Origin of the sequence: Paraburkholderia sp. CNPSo 3272 (assembly GCF_024206495.1) — a bacterium.
Taxonomy (GTDB): domain Bacteria; phylum Pseudomonadota; class Gammaproteobacteria; order Burkholderiales; family Burkholderiaceae; genus Paraburkholderia.
Genome location: NZ_JAMBPQ010000003.1, coordinates 283,660 through 301,337, shown reverse-complemented (window position 1 = coordinate 301,337; position 17,678 = coordinate 283,660). Strand labels below are relative to the sequence as shown.

Below are 17,678 nucleotides of genomic sequence, written 5' to 3'. Positions count from 1 at the left end.
GAAGGTGTCCTTCGATGTGCAATTGCGGGCCCCCATTCGAAAATGCGTAATTTGCACACACCGGGCGCGCATTGCACGATATGAAAGCGCGAGCGTGCATTCACTCCTCCTCGCGCTGCGCCGCTTCGCCGAGATCGATCTCGTCCATGCCCTTGTTCAGTTGGTTGAGGAAGTGCACGAGCGAGACCTTGTCATCGAAGCGAAAGCTCGCGAGCGCCTGACGATAGAACTCGTAGATCTTCGGCTGCAAGCTCTCCCAGAACACCTTGCCCTGCTCTGTGAGCACCACTTTTTTCGCGCGCCGGTCCACGGTGTCGGCCACGCGCAGCACGTGATCGTCGCGCTCGAGGCGCTTGAGCACGCCGTCGAGACTCTGGCGGCTCACGACGAGATAGTCGGCCAGTTCGGAAAACGACATGCCCTCCTCAACCTGCGGTCGCGACAGCGCGCCGAGCACCGACCACTGCACGGTCGTGATGCCGAGCGCCTTGGTTGTCTGCCGGTCGAGCGTGTTGCCCGCCTGGAACAGGCGGAAGAACAAGCGGTTGTGAATCGACGAGACGGATTGATCGTACGAAGGGTCGTTCTGGGTCATGGGCGCCTTTCGGTCACCGCGCGAGTCCGGCGGCAACGAGACAAATACGTGATACGAAAATATTGAAAGGAAGCGAGCGCGCCGTCCACTCGGGCAATACCCATCCTCGCGCCCTCAATTTATATCATGATGTTGACGTAATTGGGAGCCTCGCCTAGAGTGTGGAAACGACGCACGAGAATATCAAGAGACATCCCATGGCGATCTACGATCGGCTTTTGACCCCGCTTCGCGTTGGCGCGACGCTGCTGCCCAACCGCATGGTGATGGGTGCGATGCACACGCGGCTCGAAACGCTCGACCGTCCGCATGAGCGTCTCGCCGCGTTCTATGCGGCGCGCGCGGCCGGCGAGATCGGCCTGATTCTGAGCGGCGGGTTTTCGCCGAATCCCGAAGGCGTGATGGAGACGGGAGGCCCGCTCTTCAATCGCGCGGAGCAGATCGACGAGCATCGTGCGGTGACGCGCGCGGTTCACGAGTCGGGCGGCAGGATCGTGCTGCAGATCCTGCACGCGGGCCGCTATGCGAAGGTGCCGGAGTGCGTGGGGCCCACGGGCGCCAAGGCGAGAATCAACGCGTACGCGCCACGCGCGCTCAGCACTCAGGAAGTGCGTGCCACCATCGACGACTTCGCCCGCACGGCGGCGCTCGCGGTCCAGGCCGGCTACGACGGCGTGGAGATCATGGGCTCGGAAGGCTATCTCATCAACGAGTTCACGGCGGCCGTCACCAACGCGCGCGACGACGAATTCGGTGGCAGCTTCGCAGGCCGCATCCGCTTTGCGCTCGACATCGTACGCGCCGTGCGCGCGCAAATGGGCCGCGAGCCCATGCTGATCTACCGCATCTCTTCCATCGACCTCGTGGAAGGCGGCATGAGCGGCGTCGAGATCGCGGCGTTCGCGAAGGAGATAGAAGCGGCCGGCGCGGACCTCATCAACACGGGCGTGGGCTGGCACGAGTCGGCGGTGCCGACCATCGCGGCGTGCGTGCCGCGCGCGGCCTGGCGCGACGCGATTCGCAACGTCAAAGAGGCGGTGTCGATTCCGGTGATGGCGTCGAACCGCATCAACACGCCTGAAGTCGCGGAGGAACTGATCGCCTCGGGTGTGGCCGACCTCGTTTCGATGGCGCGCCCGCTGCTCGCCGACCCGGACTTCGCGAAGAAAACGCGGCTTGGCATGGCCGACGAAATCAACACGTGCATCGGCTGCAATCAGGCCTGCCTCGACCGAATCTTCACGGAACGCACGGCCACTTGCCTCGTCAATCCGCGCGCCGGGCGCGAGATCGAATTCGCGGCGGGCAAGGCCTTGCAGCCCAAACGCATCGCGGTCGTGGGCGGCGGACCGGCCGGCATGGCGTTCGCGATCAACGCCGCCGAACGTGGCCATACGCTCACGCTGTTCGAAGCGCATGCGCGGTTGGGCGGCCAACTGAATCTTGCGAAGGTCGTGCCCGGCAAAGCCGAGTTTCACGAGATGCTGCGCTATTTCGAGGTACGGTTAAAGCGGCTCGGCGTGACATTGCGGCTCGGGCAAGCGGCAACGGCCGACGAACTCGCGAGCGAGGCGTTCGACGAGATCATCATCGCCACCGGCGTCATCCCGCGCATGCCCGATATCGTGGGTGCCGATCATCCGAAGGCGGTGTCGTATATCGATGTGCTCGCGGGCCAGGTCGAAGTAGGTGCGCGCGTGGCGATCGTCGGCGCGGGCGGCATCGGTTTCGACGTGGCCGAGTATCTGCTGGGCGACGCGCTGGAATCGCTGGACCGTGGCGCGTTTTTCCGCGCGTGGGGCGTCGATCCCGCGAATGCGGATGCGGGCGGCTTAACGCGTAGCGACGCTCATGGCGCGCCGCGCCGTAGCGTTCACATGTTTCAGCGCAAGGAGGAACCGCTCGGCAAGGGCCTCGGCAAATCGACGGGATGGATCTTGAAGGCCCGCCTGCGCAAGGCGCGTGTGATGATGACCTCGGGCGTGACCTACGATGCGATCGACGACGAAGGCCTGCATTATCGCGTCGATGGCAAGCCGCATGTGCTCGCCGTCGATCATGTCGTGCTGTGCGCAGGCCAGAATTCGAACCGTAAGCTTTACGATGAACTCGTCGCGCGCGCGGCGAAACCGAAGGTGATAGGCGGCGCTGATGTCGCCGCCGAACTCGATGCGTTGCGCGCTATCGATCAGGCCACGCGGCTCGCGATGACGATGTGATGTCGCCGACAGCGCACACGCTGGTTACGCGCTGGTTAAGAATATGCCTCGTCCGTGAGCGGCGCGCTCTTGCGTGCGTCGCGAATGAAAATTGCCGAGAGCGCCGCGCCTGTGAGTGCAACCGCACCGGCCAGCACGAACGCCGTGGCGAACGAGCCGCTGCGCTCCACCAGCAAGCCTGTCACGGCTGGCCCGATCACGCCCGAAAGGCTGCCCGCGCAGTGCATGCAGCCGCTCACGCTGCCCACCCTGGCGGGATGCACGACGTCCTGCACGATCGCCCAGTAGAGCGCGCCCGTCACATAGAGCAGGAAGAGCGCAATCGACATCAGTGCGATGGCCGCGACAGCCGTATGCACGAGGCCGGCAACACCCACGCACACGCCCGTCGCCGCGAGACAAGTGGAAAGGACAATCTTGCGCGAGAGCATGAGCTTGCCGGTCCAGCGGAAGATCGCATCGGAGATCGCGCCGCCCGCCGCGAGGCCAACGGTGCCCACGAGCCAGGGCACGACGGTGGCGAGACTCATCTCGCGGATGTTGAGGTGATGCGCCTGCACGAGGTAGCTGGGGAACCAGCTCAGAAAAAAGAACAGCACGTAGTTGTAGGCGAAGAACGCCACGGCCGTCGCGATCACGAGCGGCTGGCGCAGCCATGCCGAGAGCGGCAAAGAAGCGGCGCTGTCGGGCACCGCGCGGCTCGTGTGCGCGACGCCCTGCCCCCGCCGCGCCGGCTCGGCTTCGTCGAGCGTGCTGACAAAGCGGCTTTCCGAAGGACGGTTGGCGGTGAGCAGCATCCACGCGACGCACCATACGAGGCCAATCGCGCAGATGATCCAGAACGCGGGGCGCCAGCCGAAGCTGATCGCGAGCAGCCCGATCACCGGGCCGGCAATTGCGCCGCCGAGCGGCGAGCCGGCGCTCAGGAGTCCCATGGAAGTCGCGGCGATGTCGCGCGGCATCCAGTTGTTGACCATCTTGTTCGCGCCTGCGCAGAGCGGCCCTTCGGCCATGCCGAACAGCACGCGCAGCACGAGCAGGCTCGCGAAGCCCACGGCCACGGCCGTGAGCCCGCAGAAGATCGACCACAGCCCGACCGCGAGGACATACACGATCTTCGGCCCGAGCTTGTCGCTCGCGAGGCCGCCCACGAAGTTGAACAGCGCATAGCCTACGAAGAAGCTGCTGAACACGATGCCCATCTGCGCCGCATCGATGCCGAGGTCCTTTTGAACGAGCGGTGCGGTGATCGAGAGCGCCACCCGGTCGAGGTAATTGATGCCGTAGACGAGAAATAACAGGAATACGGTTATCCATCCCATCGTGCGTTGCTTCATGTTCTGTCTCCAGTCTTTATCGAGTTGGGCGCGCGTGCGGTTTCAGGCCGGCGCGGGGCAGGACAGCAGCGCGTTCGTGCCGTGCCGGCGCAGCGATTGCAGATGGCGGCCGAGCCGCTGGGCGAACGCCTGCGGCCAGGGCGCGGCGCCAAAGACGCTCGTGTGCGACAGGGCGGCTTGCACGGCGTCAAGCGCCGTGCTCGCGCTGCGCAGCTTCGCGGCGAGCGCAGGGGCGCCGGGGTCGCTCAACACGATCGACGTGCCCGCGTCGCTGCGTTCGGCCGCGAGGTAGTGCAGCCAGGCGGCGAGCGCGCGTTCGAGATGAGGACGCTCGATACCGTGCGCGAGGCTCTCGCGCAGCGCAGGTAGCCAGCGCACCGGTACTTTCTGCGTGCCGTCCGTCGCGATCTGGCTGGTACGGTGCGCGAGCGTCGGGTTGGCAAAGCGCGCCAGCAGATCCTGGCAGTACGAATGAACGTCGAAGCCAGGCGGGACCGTCACAGTGGCGAGCAGGTCCTCGGTCATCAGCGCGCGCACGAACGCGGCCATCGCGGGATCGTCCATCGCATCGGAAACGGTTTCGCGCCCGCGCAACTGACCCACGTACGCAATCGCCGAATGCGAGCCGTTCAGCAGGCGCAGTTTCATGGCCTCGTACGGGTGCACATCGCGCGTGAGCAGCGCGCCCGCGTCTTCCCACGCGGGGCGCGGGCCGCTGAAGCGGTCTTCCATGACCCACTGGGTGAACGGCTCGCATACGATCGCGGCTTCGTCGCGCAGGCCGAGTTGCGTCGCCACCGCGTCGAGCGACGCGGGCGTGGCGGCCGGCACGATGCGATCGACCATCGTGTTGGGAAACGCGATTGTCTCGCCGATCCGGCGCGCGAGCGCCGGGTCGACCTGCTCCGCATACTGGATCAGCAGCTTGCGCAGCGTGTCGCCGTTGGCCTGCATGTTGTCGCAGCAGACCACCGTGAGCGGCGCGCCGGCGGAGCGGCTGCGGATGCCCGCGGCGAGCACGCCAAGCGTGGTGCGCGGCGCGTCGGGTGTCATGAGGTCGTGGCAGATGCCGGGGTCGCCGGCGTCCAGCTCGGCACCGGCGGGCGCGATGCTGTAGCCCTTCTCCGTCACGGTCAAGCTCACGACGGCCACGCCGGGGTCCGCAATCGCGCCGAGCACCCGGTCCATCGCCTCGGGCGCGTACAGCGCGTCGCGCAGGGCGCCGACCACGCGGCACGCCGTCGTCTCGCCGCTGCGCTCGGTGACCGAATAGAGGTGGTCCTGGGCGGCCAGCGCCTGCGGCACGCGCCTCTCTCGCAGGCTCACGCCGACTATGCCCCAGCGCGTGTCGCCGCGCTCGAGCAGCGCTTCCGTATAGAGCGCCTGGTGCGCGCGATGAAACGCACCCAGACCGAGATGGACGATGCCGGGGCGCACGCACTGGCGGTCGTACCCCGGTTGGCGGACAGTCGTCGCGGTGTTAGTTAGTGAACGCTCACACAAAAGAGGTATCGTCATTGGTTTGTACCATGGTACACAAGCGAATGCCTGAAGCTTAGTCCGATGTTTTATCTCGTTTTATCGGGGTTAACGCTATGCATGGATCGTAAAATGTTTTTGCTACCATGGTACAAACAGTCACCCTTGACCGACATGAGCCAGACCGTCATCGAACCGCAAGAGGACACTGTCCTCGCCGCACTGAGCGGATTCGTCGCCAATCCCGCCACTTCCTATCGCCCACAAGTGCATGCTTTTCTGCGCGACGCGATCGTGCGCGGCGCGCTGCCGCCGCACGCCAGCCTCTCCGAAGCCGCGATTGCCGAAGCGCTACAGGTGAGCCGCACGCCGGTGCGCGAAGCGCTCGCGCAGCTAGCCGACGAACATCTCGTGAACATCTACCGCAAGGTCGGCACGATCGTCGCGCCGATCTCCGTATCGCAGCTCGAAGAGGGACGCTTCGCGCGCAGCACGCTCGAATGCGCGAACCACGTGCAACTGGCCCAGACCATCACAGCCGACCAGCTCGCGGAGTTCGGCCGGATCGTCGACGACCAGCGCGACGCGGTCGCGCGCGGCGACGTGGACCGCTTTTTCGATCTCGACGAGCTGATGCACCGGCGCCTCTTCGAATTCGCGGGCCGCTCGCATGTGTGGGAAATGCTGCAGCCGATGAAGCGCCAGTTCGACCGCGTGCGCTGGCTGCTGCTCGACCGTGTGGCGGACCATGCGCAGCGCGCGCTGCGCGAACACGAACTGATCCTCGCGCATATGGCTTCGCGCAACTTCGCGCAACTGGGGGCCACGGTGGCGAGCCATATCGACCGCGTGGGCTCGCATCTGCCGGAAGTGCAGGCGCGCGTGCCCGACTATTTCGTCGAATGAAAGAGAGTGGAGACAGCAATTGAAGATTGAACGGCTGCAGACGATCGTCACCTGCCCCGGCCGCAATTTCGTGACCGTGAAGATCGTGACCGACGAAGGCGTGTACGGTCTCGGCGACGCGACGCTCAACGGCCGCGAGCTGGCCGTGCGCGCGTACCTCGAAGATCACGTGTTCGCATGCCTCGTGGGCCGCGACCCGCGCAATATCGAGGACATCTGGCAATACCTCTATCGCGGCGCGTACTGGCGGCGCGGCCCGGTCACGATGACGGCGATCGCCGCTGTCGACATGGCGCTCTGGGATATCAAGGGCAAACTCGCGAACATGCCCGTGTATCAGCTGCTAGGCGGCAAGAGCCGCGAAGGGCTCATGGTCTACGGTCACGCAAACGGGCGCGACCACGAAGAGGCCATCGACGCGGTGCGCCAGCATGTGGAGGAGGGCTACCAGGCGATTCGCGTGCAGTCGGGCGTGCCCGGTCTCGACAAGGTGTATGGCGTGGGCAAGGTCAAGGGCGAGTACGAGCCTGCCCAGAAGGGGCTGCCGCCGGAGGAGCCGTGGGACACGGCGCTCTATTTGCGCCATACGCCCGAACTCTTTCGCAAGGTGCGCGAGGCCGTGGGCTTCGGCCCGCATCTGCTGCACGACGCGCACCACCGCCTCACGCCGATCGAGGCCGCGCGCCTCGGCCGCGACCTGGAGCCGTATCGCCTCTTCTGGCTGGAAGACGCGACACCGGTCGAGAACCAGGAGAGTTTCCGCCTGATCCGCAGCCACACCAGCACGCCGCTCGCGGTGGGCGAGGTGTTCAACTCGATCTGGGACTGCAAGGACCTGATACGCGAACAGCTGATCGACTATATCCGCGCGACCATCGTGCACGCGGGCGGCATTACGCATATGCGCCGCATTGCCGACTACGCGGCCATGTACCAGGTGCGCACGGGCTTTCATGGCGCCACCGATCTTTCGCCGGTCTGCATGGCCGCCGCCGTGAACTTCGGCCTGTGGGCGCCGAACTTCGGCATTCAGGAACTGATGCCGCACAACGCGCTCACGAATGCCGTGTTCCCGCATCAGTACCGCTTCGAGAACGGCTTCCTCGTGATGGACGACGCGCCGGGGCTCGGCGTGGACATCGACGAGACGCTGGCCGCGAAATATCCCTATGAACGCGCCTATCTGCCGGTCGCCCGTCTGGGCGACGGATCGATGTGGAACTGGTAGGCATGCCTGATCAAATATCCATGGAAGCGTCCACTATGTTGAGCGTCGTAGTCGATCGACCGAACAGCCTCGCCGTGCGCGAGATGCCCACGCCCACGCCCGCAGCGGGAGAAGTGCGCGTACGCGTGCGTTATGCGGGCATCTGTGGCTCGGACCTGCACATCTATCGCGGGCACAATCCGTTCGTGTCGTATCCACGCATCATCGGCCACGAGTTCGTGGGCCGCATCGAGTCCGTTGGCGAGCGTGTCGATGCCGCGCGCGTGGGCGAACTCGTGGCCGTCGATCCCGTCATTAGCTGTGGGCGCTGCCACGCGTGCCAGATCGGGCGGCAGAACGTGTGCCGCAATCTCGTCGTGCTGGGCGTGCATCGCGACGGCGGTTTCAGCGAGTATGTGTGCGCGCCCGCGCGCAACGCATACCGCATTCCCGAGCGTATTGCGCAATCGTGCGCGGCGATTGTCGAGCCGTTTGCCGTGGCGGCGAACGTTACAGCGCGCACCGGTGTACTGGACAGCGACGTTGCGCTGATCTACGGCGCGGGCACCGTGGGCCTGACGATCCTCCAGGTGCTCAAGCGCGTGTACGGCGTGCGTGCGTTCATTACGGATCAGCTCGACGAGCGGCTCGAACTCGCACGTCGTTGCGGGGCGCAAGCCGACGAAACGATCAACACGCGCAACGAGCCGCTCGCCGACGCGCTGCGCGCGCGCGGCGTGGAAGACGGCCCCACGCTGATTTTCGATGCGGTGGGTCATCCGTCGATTCTCGAAGAGGCGGTGCGGCTCGCGGCGCCCGCGGGCCGTATCGGGCTGCTCGGTTTTTCGTCGACGCCTTCGGCCATCGCGCAGCAGGAGCTGACGAAAAAGGAACTCACGTTGTGTGCTTCGCGCCTGAACTGCGCGATGTTCCCGACCGTTATCGACTGGCTGGAGCGCGGGCTTGTGACGCCGGAATCGATCATCACGCACAAGGTGGATTTTCGCGAGGTGAGCAGCGCGTTCGAGCTGGCGGAGCACAATCCACGCGAGACCTGCAAGGTGTTGCTCGACTTCGGCGCGTAAAATGCGGGGCATTCGTGCAATGGAACCTCTTCGCGCATGCTCCCCCGAATACTCGTTAGCGCTTGCCTGCTTGGCCGCCCGGTTCGATACGACGGCTCGGCGAAAACCGTTGCGCATGCACTGATCGAGCAGTGGCAGCGCGAGGGGCGGCTCGTGCCCGTTTGCCCGGAAGTCGCGGGCGGGTTCGGCGTGCCGAGGCCGCCTGCGGAGATCGCAAACGCCGCTTCTGGCGCCGCTGTGCTGGCAGGGCTCGCACACGTGATCGATGCGCGCGGCGAGGACGTTTCCATATGTTTCGTCGAAGGCGCCCGCGTCGCGCTCGAACTAGCGTTAGCCCACGACTGCCGCTATGCGCTGCTGACCGATGGCAGCCCCTCGTGCGGCAGTCGTGCGATTTACGACGGCAGCTTCGCGGGCCGCAAGCATGCGGGCGCAGGTGTGACGACTGCGTTGCTGCGTCAGCACGGCATCGAGGTCTTTGCCGAAACGGAAATCGAAGCGCTTCACGCACGGCTCACGCAGGCAAGCGCGTAGCAGACTGACCGCGACGGTGGCCCGCGCATCACCCTTCCTCGCCGCTGCCGGCTTCCTTCACGATCCATTGTTTGAAGGCGCGCATGGCGGGCGTCGCCGTTTTCCCCTTTTGCGACGTGAGCCAGTAGCTGCCGGCCTGCACCTCGATATCGAAGGGCCGTACGAGCCTTCCCGCCGCGAGATCGCGCTCGAACATCGAAACCGGGGCGAGCGCGATACCCGCGCCCTGCATTGCCGCTTCCACCATGAGCCGCGACGAATCGAATACGGGTCCGCGCACCGGGCGCGGGGCGAGCCCGGCGGCTTCGAACCAGAGCGTCCAGTCGTCGGCACGATACGAGCGCAGCAGTTTTTCGTTGGCGAGATCGGCCGGGCTCTGCAGACGCTGCGCGATATCGGGCGTGCAGAGAGCGGCGAGCGGCGCGTCGAACAGCTTTGCGGCGCGCGAACCGGGCCAGGTGCCGTCGCCGAATCGAATGGCAAAGTCGAGGCCTTCGCCCGCGAGATCGACGAGATTGTTGTTCGTCATGATGCGCAGCTCGACGAACGGATGCGCGTCGTGAAACGACTTCAGGCGCGGCATCAACCAGCCCACTGCGAAGGTCCCCACGGCCCCCACTGTCAAGACCTCGTGAAAGTGGCCGCCCTCGAATTGGCGCAACACGGCTTCGATGCGGTCGAATGCGTCGGTGAGCACGGGGCGCAGCGCGAGACCTTCGTCGGTGATCGCAAGGCCGCGCGGCAGGCGCTTGAAGAGGGTCGCACCAAGCCGCTCCTCGAGCGTTCGGACCTGCTGGCTGACGGCCGCCTGAGTCACGTTCAGCTCGCTCGCCGCGCGCGTGAAGCTCAGATGCCGCGCCGACGATTCGAACGCGCGTAATGCATTGAGGGGCAGATACGTTCGCATGATCGAGGCATAAGTTTTTCTGGGGCAACGCGCAATTTATCATCGTTTGTCGCCTCGTGGAGAACACGCGATAGTGGCGGCACTTCAAGGAGAGGCCATGATCACGCGACGTAGATTCACGATGACGGTGTTGGGCGGCGCGATAGCTGGCGTTGCATCTCAAGCATTCGGCGCAACAGGGGGAACGGCGCCGGAAACGGACGCGACGCCCGCTGGCGCAGCGGACAAGCAGCTCGCCGCCATCGAGGCGCAGGCAGGCGGACGGCTCGGCGTGGCGATGCTCGACACGGCGAACCCACACGTGCGCGGATGGCGCATGCACGAGCGCTTTCCGATGTGCAGCACGTTCAAGGTGTTGCTCGCATCGGCCGTGCTGACGCGCAAGGATCACGGCGAGGAAGACCTCGCGCGCAAGGTCGTGTATTCGCCTGCGCAAGTCGTGTCGTATTCGCCGGTGAGCGGACCGCGTGCGGGCGGTGAGGGAATGACGGTCGCCGAGCTGTGCGAAGCCGCGCTCACCCGCAGCGACAACACGGCGGCCAACCTGCTGCTGGATAGCATTGGCGGCCCTGCGGCGATCACCGCTTTCGCGCGCAGCATTGGCGACCCGGTCACGCGCCTCGACCGCAACGAGACCACGCTCAACGAAGCGATCCCCGGCGACCCGCGCGATACGACCACGCCCGCCGCCATGCTCGCGAACCTGCGCGAATTGCTGCTGGGCGAGCGTCTTTCGGCGGCATCGCGCGAGCAACTCATTGCATGGCTCGTCGCCAACAAGACCGGTGATGCGCGTTTGCGCGCGGGCCTGCCGAACGACTGGCGCGTGGGCGACAAGACCGGCACCGGCGACCATGGCACGGCGAACGATGTGGCCATTGTCTGGCCCACCGGACGCGCGCCCATCCTCGTCACGACCTATCTCACCGGCGCGACGCATGCCAGTTCGGCGCAGCGCGATTCGGCGATCGCACAGGTCGGAGTATGGGTGGCGGGTCTCTGACTTGATACGGGCTCCTTATCGTATGAAAAGAGACCGATCGTTCACTATGCGCGTGTGTTCCTTACGCATTGTTATATTTGCAACAATGACTTAATTTTTTGACGTCGATGTCGTCAATATGGGTGACCTCTCACTACGGCGTCCCCATGTCATTCCTTACCAGAATCAAGATCGGCCCGCGTCTCGGCGCGGGCTTTGCCATTGTGTTGCTCCTGCTCGGCGCGGTGGGCGGGATCGGGCTGCTTCAGGCGTCGCGCATATTCGACGGCACGGAGGAAATCGCTACGGACTGGCTGCCCAGCGTCGAGACGCTCGGCAACATGCGCAATCAGGCGCAGGACGTGCGTCGCACGTCGCTGCGGATGCTGATCGCCAGCGACGCCAGTGAGAAGGCTACGCTGCACGACCAGCACGCCCAGATGATCAGCCAGTTCGGCACGCTGCTCGACAGCTATTCGAAGTTGCTCTCCTCGGCCGAAGAGCGCCGCTTGTTCGATTCGATCGGCAGCGCATGGTCGCAATATCTGGACGACGACAAGAAGATCGAGGCCCTGGTCATGTCCGCCGATGGCGGATCGCCGGATGCCCGCGCTGCGGTTTCGAGCGCATCGGCGAAGTCGTTCGTGGCAGTCATGGATCTCATCAACCAGGACGTGACCCTCAATCACAACGGCTCGACCGCCGAAGTCGCCACGGCGAAGGCGGCGTACCACAGCGCGGTCGCGTGGACCATCGCGCTGATCGTGATCGCCATTGGCATCGGTGCCACGATTGCCCTCTTCATCACGCGTTCGATCACGGGCCCGATCGCCCGGGCCGTGGATGTGGCCGAAACGGTGGCGCGCGGCGACCTTACCGCGCGCATCGACGTGGACGGCACCGACGAGGCGGCCCAGTTGCTCGGCGCGCTGCGTCACATGACCGAGCGGCTGGTCGACCTGGTGGGCCGCGTGCGCACGGGCAGCGAAGGCATTGCGACGGCTTCCGCGCAGATCGCGGCGGGCAACACCGACCTGAGCCAGCGCACCGAGGAACAGGCCGCTTCGCTCGAAGAAACGGCGGCGAGCATGGAAGAGCTCACGGCGACCGTCAAGCAGAACGCCGACAACGCAACCCAAGGCAACACGCTGGCGGGCCAGGCTTCGCAAACGGCCACGCGCGGCGGCGAAGTGGTGGGCCGCGTGGTTGATACGATGCGCGATATCGCGAACAGCTCCGAGCAGGTCGCGCAGATCATTTCAGTGATCGAGGGCATCGCATTCCAGACCAATATCCTGGCGCTCAACGCGGCCGTGGAAGCGGCGCGAGCAGGCGAACAGGGCCGCGGCTTCGCGGTAGTTGCCGGCGAAGTGCGCACGCTCGCGCAGCGCAGCGCGACGGCGGCGCGTGAAATCAAGGAACTCATCAGCGTATCGGTCGAGCGCGTCAACAACGGCACGGCGCTCGTGGACGACGCGGGCCGCACGATGGGCGAGATCGTGCAATCGGTCAAGCGAGTTGCCGACCTGATGAACGAGATTTCGGCGGCCTCGGGCGAGCAGCGCACCGGCATCGAGCAGGTCAACCAGGCCGTCACGCAGATGGACGAAGTCACGCAGCAGAACGCGGCGCTCGTCGAGGAAGCGTCGGCGGCGGCGCAGTCGATGTCCTCTCAGGCAGCGGCGTTGCGCGAACTGGTATCGGTGTTCAACATCGGCTCGGCGGCCCGTGCGGCAACGACGAATACTCTGCCGGCGGCGAAGGCCGTTGCGAGCGCAACGGCCAGGCGCCCCGCAGCTTCGAGGCCCGCGCCCGTGCGAGCCCCCGCTGCGTCCGCTCCCAAGGCGGATCGGCGCGAACCCGCGACGGCCACGTCCGATGACGACTGGCAGACCTTCTGATGTAGGACGCTAAAAACGCAGTTCGAACGCCCCGGTCAGCAGTACAACCGGGGCGTTTGTATCTTGATGCGGCTAGCGGCGCATCAAAGCACGCCGAGCGTGGACTTCGGTTCCAGAAACGCTTCGATCCCGAAGGCGCCGTACTCGCGCCCGATGCCCGATTGCTTGAAGCCGCCGAACGGCGCAGCCGGCTCATGGGCGAGCGTGTTGACAAGCACGCGGCCCGCTTCGATCTGCGCGGCCACGCGGCGCGCGCGCGCGATATCGGGCGAGAGCACGTAGGCCTGCAGTCCATAAGGCGTGTCGTTGGCGATCTCGACGGCGTGCGCCGTGTCGCGATACGCGATGATCGAGAGCACCGGCCCGAAAATTTCCTCGCGGGCGATGGTCATGTCGTTCGTCACGCCGCTGAACACGGTGGGACGCACGAACCAGCCCGACTCGATACCGTCGGGCCGCCCCGCGCCGCCCGCAATCAGGCGTGCGCCTTCGTCGATGCCGATGCCGATATAGCGCTGCACGCGCTCCCATTGCTTCTGGCTCACCATGGGGCCGACGCTCGTGCGCGTGTCGCGCGGATCGCCCGCCTGGAACTGCGCCACCGCTTCTGCGACACGCGCTTCGAATTCGACGAGCCGCGACTGCGGCACGAGAATGCGCGTACCCGCAATGCACGCCTGTCCGCTGTTCATGAAGCCAGCCTGCAGCGCGAGCGGCACGGCTTCGTCGAAATTCGCGTCGTCGAGCACGACGACCGGCGACTTGCCGCCCAGTTCGAGCGTCACGCGCTTGAGCGTTTCCGCAGCCGTGCGCAGGATCGACTTGCCCACTGCGGTCGAACCCGTGAATGAAATCTTGGCGACGTCGGGATGCGCGGCGATACGCGCGCCCACGGTGTCGCCGCGGCCCGTGACGATGTTGAAGAGGCCCGCAGGCAAGCCCGCCGAATGCAGCGCCTCGGTCACGATGCGCGTCTGGAGCGCGCTCATCTCGCTTGGCTTGACGACGGCCGTGCAGCCCGCCGCGAGCGCGGCCGCCAGTTTGCCGCAGATGAAGCCCGCGTCGCTGTTCCAGGGCGTGATCAGCCCCGCCACGCCGAGCGGCTGCATGGTGACCTCGGCCGTGCCTGCGCGCCGCGTGAACGCATAGCCTTCTAGCGTCTGCGCGGCGTCGCGCAGCACGTTGGATGCGTGCTGCGCCATCCAGCGGCCGCGCGAGACCGGCGCGCCGTACTCTTGCACGATCGCTTCGAAAAGTGCGTCCTCGCTCGCGACGGCGGCCTCGTGCAGCGCCATCAGCATCTCGATGCGCTGCGCCTTCGGGGTGCGCGAAAACGCCGGGAACGCGCGCTTCGCGGCGGCGATGGCCGCGTCCGCGTCCGCCGCGTCGGCGAGGCGCACGCGGCCGATCACGGCCTCGGCCGCCGGGTTGAAGAGGTCGAAGTATTCTTCGCCGTGCGGCGTGACGAACGCGCCGTCGATATAGATTTTGTCGATGATCTGCATGGCTGCTCCAGAAAACGTGAGTCGATGAAGGCACGATAGACGCCTGGCATTGCGTTGACTAGCCGTACAATGCTGCATGAGCTGTTGAGCGAATTGGGACAATGAAAACATCGGGCCTGGTGGAACTCGAAGCCGTGCTGGCCGTGGCGCGCCATCGCAACTTCCGTGCGGCGGCGAATGAACTGAGCGTGTCGACCTCGGCGCTCAGCCACGCGGTGGCGGCGCTCGAAGCGCGCATCGGCGTGCGGCTCTTCAACCGCACTACGCGCAGCGTGGCCTTGACGGAAGCGGGTGCGCAGTTCGTGGGCAGCGTCGCGCCCGCGTTGTCCACGATCCGCGAGGCGCTCGACCAGGCCGGCAGCTTTCGCGACACGCCCTCTGGCACGCTGCGCATCAATGCTTCGGTGGGAGCGGCGAAACAGGTCATGCCCATTTTCATCGCTTATCTGCAGCGCTATCCCGAGATGAAGCTCGATCTCGTTACGGAAGGGCGGCTCATCGACATCGTGGTCGAAGGCTACGACGCCGGTATTCGCCTCGCCGAAACGGTGCCGCAGGACATGATTGCCGTGCCTTTCGGCGACCGTCAGCGTTTTGCAGTGGTTGGTAGTCCGGAATATTTTTCGAAGCACAAGCCGCCGCGCACGCCCGCCGACCTCCAGTCGCACCGCTGCATACGCAGCCGCATGCCGAGCGGGCAAATCTACCAGTGGGAGTTCGAGCGGCGCGGGCAGGCCGTGCGCGTGGCCGTGGAGGGTACGTTGACACTCGACGAGCCCGGTCTCATGCTCGCGGCCGCCCGTGACGGACTCGGCCTTGCGTATCTGACCGAATGGAACGTAAACGCGGACCTCGCGGCGGGCACGCTCGTGCGCGTGCTGGAGGACTGGACGCCGCCGCTCGACGGGCTCTGCCTTTATTACCCCGGGCGGCGGCACGCGCCGGCGGGATTGCGCGCGCTGATCGAGACGATTCGCGAACACGCCGACGCGGTGCGCAAGCGCACGCCCCTTCCCTCTCCCGCGAAAAAGAGCCGGCGCGGGGCGGCCGCCGCAAGTTCGTGAGCGCCGCGATCGACTGGCGTGTAAACGACAAGCTCAAGCTGCCATACGATCTCGAGCACATGGAAACGCAAATTGTCGAGCAGGCCGGCATCGCGCCGCTTGTCGCCGTGAACGGCAGGATCACGCTGCCGACCATGCCCGACCCTTCGAAGCTGCAACAACAGGCCGACCACGGCGAGCGCCACGTCGCAGCTCGTGCGCGCCGACTGCGCGTTCAACGACCACTGGAGCGCGATGCTCTCGCTCGGCCAGTCGATCACGCGGCGCGACCGCTGGGCCTGGGTGTTCCAGAAGTACAACGTCGCGACCGGCGCGGGCACGCTGCAAGGCAGCCAGCAATACGGACAGGTGTTTGAGAACTCTTATACGGCGGCGCAAAACCTCTACGATCCCATCGAAGCGTTGGCGCAGGGCTTCAAAAAATCTTCGCCCGGGGCCTTCAAAAATGCGTGACGAGTCGATACAATGGCGACCCTTCGAGCCCACGAGGGCGAGAATGGACGGGATCTAACGAGTCCCGGGTTGTATTGGATTGCCGACGTGGTGAAATTGGTAGACACGCTATCTTGAGGGGGTAGTGGCGAAAGCTGTGCGAGTTCGAGTCTCGCCGTCGGCACCAAAATTCGAATCGAGTATCGTGCGCGGGAACTGCGCGGTGATACTGGAACGAACTGCATTCGCGCGCTTCTGCTGCGAATGGCGCAATAGAGCCGGCTCACAAGCCGGCTTTTTGCTTTTTCGGGTAATCGTAAGGACTCCAGTATAGTTCGCGGCGGGCGCGAGAGTGCTTGCGAGGTTGCGTGCGCGGCGTATATAATCGCCGCTCTTCGAGCAGGTCTAGTAGCTGACATTGCTCGATTCTGCGTCATCCCACTGGCGTGGAAGCCGTTCTGCATGGGGGTATAGCTCAGCTGGGAGAGCGCTTGCATGGCATGCAAGAGGTCAGCGGTTCGATCCCGCTTACCTCCACCAATAGAACGCGTGGCCTTCGGGCACGTTGCTTCATGTGGAGTTATCCAAAGAATGTCGTAAACGACACGATTTGGTTAGACTGGGCGGCGCTCGCAATCTCTTGTTGGATTTTTTCCGAAAAAGAGTGCGGGCCTGGACTATGCTACTCTGCAATGCCAGCCATACGGTTAGCCCTTCGCTGAAATTCGCATGCTTGGCGAAAACCAAACGTCAGGCCCGTTCGTTCGCGAACGTCGGCTACAACGAGTCGCCGCGATGCATACGGGCCTTTGGTTCTTAGCCTTGTGTGCGAACTTAGAAACTCCGAGAATTTGGCATCTCCGTTCGCCTTAGCCGCGTCCTTCTGATAGTCCTTACCGTTTTCGATAAGCCGCGTAGAATGGTCGGGGGCGATTTTGTGAAGGAACTTGACCGAAACGTCGAGTGTGTCCGCTGCCTCCTGCAAACATCGGACTCTTCCCGAGGTGATTAATTGCTCGAAGTTTGCGATAAGCACGGACGTCGGCGCTGAAGCGCCCTTCCGCTTCTTGTTCACGAGCCGATAATCTAAATTGCGCGGTCGGCCTGTCCAAAAGACGGCCGGCGTATTTCCTAGCAAGACGTCGGAAACGCGGCAGTTGCAGCAGTAGGCCATAAGAACAATCCAGTGGAGGCTCGGATGAACTTCACCAGTCATCCACCCGTGGAACTCTCCCTTACTAATTCCAAGTTCAGCCGCAAAGGTGGCAGCAATTCCGCCGAAAAGGCTTGCGCTTGCGTGGCTCAGAAAAGTTGGAATAGCCGGCGAGCCAAGAAAAGCGTCAGGACGCAATTGGCAATCCTCCAGTAGGTCGACAACTAGCCACGCGAACTTTATTTCTTCCGGATACGCCTCCTCGGCAACGTCCCTTGCCAGATTCGAGCCGTCTACTCGCGATGAACCTGGCAACCAGAACGCTTCTCCGTCACCGATTTTCGGTGTCGGAATCTGTTTCAATCGCATCCC

The 17,678-nt window shown here is 64.7% G+C and carries 15 protein-coding genes and 2 tRNA genes; 11 read left to right on the top strand and 6 right to left on the bottom strand.

Annotated features, from left to right (window positions below; genetic code table 11):
* Positions 1-100: 100 nt before the first annotated feature.
* A complete protein-coding gene (locus M3I53_RS05680; RefSeq protein WP_254314993.1) occupies positions 101-595 on the bottom strand; it encodes a MarR family winged helix-turn-helix transcriptional regulator in 495 nt (164 codons plus the stop codon).
* A 197-nt stretch (positions 596-792) separates the two neighbouring features.
* Here M3I53_RS05680 and M3I53_RS05675 point away from each other — a divergent pair, with 197 nt between their 5' ends.
* Positions 793-2,814 (top strand): NADPH-dependent 2,4-dienoyl-CoA reductase, encoded by a 2,022-nt coding sequence (locus M3I53_RS05675; protein WP_254314992.1) that lies wholly within the window; start codon positions 793-795, stop codon positions 2,812-2,814.
* A gap of 35 nt (positions 2,815-2,849) precedes the next feature.
* On the opposite strand, the gene M3I53_RS05670 is transcribed toward M3I53_RS05675, so the two are convergent.
* Both M3I53_RS05670 and M3I53_RS05665 read right to left on the bottom strand, forming a co-directional pair.
* Positions 2,850-4,151, bottom strand: a complete 1,302-nt coding sequence (locus M3I53_RS05670; RefSeq protein ID WP_254314991.1) for an MFS transporter — start codon at positions 4,149-4,151, stop codon at positions 2,850-2,852.
* A 42-nt stretch (positions 4,152-4,193) separates the two neighbouring features.
* Positions 4,194-5,663 carry a mannitol dehydrogenase family protein gene (locus M3I53_RS05665; RefSeq protein ID WP_375542473.1) on the bottom strand — a complete coding sequence of 490 codons (1,470 nt, stop codon included), beginning with the start codon at positions 5,661-5,663 and terminating at the stop codon, positions 4,194-4,196.
* A gap of 141 nt (positions 5,664-5,804) precedes the next feature.
* Here M3I53_RS05665 and M3I53_RS05660 point away from each other — a divergent pair, with 141 nt between their 5' ends.
* From M3I53_RS05660 to M3I53_RS05645, 4 genes are read left to right on the top strand one after another with little or no spacing between them, the layout of a single operon-like run.
* Complete coding sequence (locus M3I53_RS05660; protein ID WP_254315109.1) at positions 5,805-6,536, top strand: GntR family transcriptional regulator; 732 nt, start codon at positions 5,805-5,807, stop codon at positions 6,534-6,536.
* A 19-nt stretch (positions 6,537-6,555) separates the two neighbouring features.
* Positions 6,556-7,764: a D-mannonate dehydratase ManD gene (gene manD, locus M3I53_RS05655; RefSeq protein ID WP_254314989.1), complete on the top strand. Its 1,209-nt coding sequence runs from the start codon at positions 6,556-6,558 to the stop codon at positions 7,762-7,764.
* A gap of 35 nt (positions 7,765-7,799) precedes the next feature.
* A complete protein-coding gene (locus M3I53_RS05650; protein WP_254314988.1) occupies positions 7,800-8,828 on the top strand; it encodes a Zn-dependent oxidoreductase in 1,029 nt (342 codons plus the stop codon).
* A gap of 36 nt (positions 8,829-8,864) precedes the next feature.
* Positions 8,865-9,362 carry a DUF523 domain-containing protein gene (locus M3I53_RS05645; protein ID WP_254314987.1) on the top strand — a complete coding sequence of 166 codons (498 nt, stop codon included), beginning with the start codon at positions 8,865-8,867 and terminating at the stop codon, positions 9,360-9,362.
* A 28-nt stretch (positions 9,363-9,390) separates the two neighbouring features.
* Here the strand turns inward: M3I53_RS05645 and M3I53_RS05640 are convergent, their stop codons facing one another.
* Positions 9,391-10,269 carry a LysR family transcriptional regulator gene (locus M3I53_RS05640; protein WP_302057558.1) on the bottom strand — a complete coding sequence of 293 codons (879 nt, stop codon included), beginning with the start codon at positions 10,267-10,269 and terminating at the stop codon, positions 9,391-9,393.
* A gap of 97 nt (positions 10,270-10,366) precedes the next feature.
* Between M3I53_RS05640 and bla the strand changes: the two genes are divergently transcribed.
* Positions 10,367-11,272: a class A beta-lactamase gene (bla, locus tag M3I53_RS05635; RefSeq protein WP_254314986.1), complete on the top strand. Its 906-nt coding sequence runs from the start codon at positions 10,367-10,369 to the stop codon at positions 11,270-11,272.
* Positions 11,273-11,418: 146 nt separating this feature from the next.
* Positions 11,419-13,152 (top strand): methyl-accepting chemotaxis protein, encoded by a 1,734-nt coding sequence (locus tag M3I53_RS05630; RefSeq protein WP_254314985.1) that lies wholly within the window; start codon positions 11,419-11,421, stop codon positions 13,150-13,152.
* Between the two features lie 83 nt (positions 13,153-13,235).
* Here M3I53_RS05630 and M3I53_RS05625 read toward each other — a convergent pair whose 3' ends face one another.
* Positions 13,236-14,657, bottom strand: a complete 1,422-nt coding sequence (locus tag M3I53_RS05625; RefSeq protein ID WP_254314984.1) for an aldehyde dehydrogenase family protein — start codon at positions 14,655-14,657, stop codon at positions 13,236-13,238.
* 101 nt (positions 14,658-14,758) lie between these two features.
* On the opposite strand from M3I53_RS05625, the gene M3I53_RS05620 reads away from it, so the two are divergent.
* The 4 genes from M3I53_RS05620 (at position 14,759) to M3I53_RS05605 (ending at position 16,693) form a co-directional block, all read left to right on the top strand.
* The gene (locus M3I53_RS05620) at positions 14,759-15,721 is read left to right on the top strand and encodes a LysR family transcriptional regulator (protein WP_254314983.1); all 963 of its coding nucleotides are present in this window, start codon (positions 14,759-14,761) and stop codon (positions 15,719-15,721) included.
* Positions 15,722-15,955: 234 nt separating this feature from the next.
* Positions 15,956-16,174, top strand: coding sequence for a hypothetical protein (locus tag M3I53_RS05615; RefSeq protein ID WP_254314982.1), 219 nt, complete (start codon positions 15,956-15,958; stop codon positions 16,172-16,174).
* Positions 16,175-16,255: 81 nt separating this feature from the next.
* Positions 16,256-16,340, top strand: a tRNA-Leu gene (locus tag M3I53_RS05610).
* 277 nt (positions 16,341-16,617) lie between these two features.
* Positions 16,618-16,693: transfer RNA gene (locus tag M3I53_RS05605), tRNA-Ala, on the top strand.
* A 142-nt stretch (positions 16,694-16,835) separates the two neighbouring features.
* Here the strand turns inward: M3I53_RS05605 and M3I53_RS05600 are convergent.
* Positions 16,836-17,675: a hypothetical protein gene (locus tag M3I53_RS05600; RefSeq protein WP_254314981.1), complete on the bottom strand. Its 840-nt coding sequence runs from the start codon at positions 17,673-17,675 to the stop codon at positions 16,836-16,838.
* Positions 17,676-17,678 lie beyond the last annotated feature (3 nt).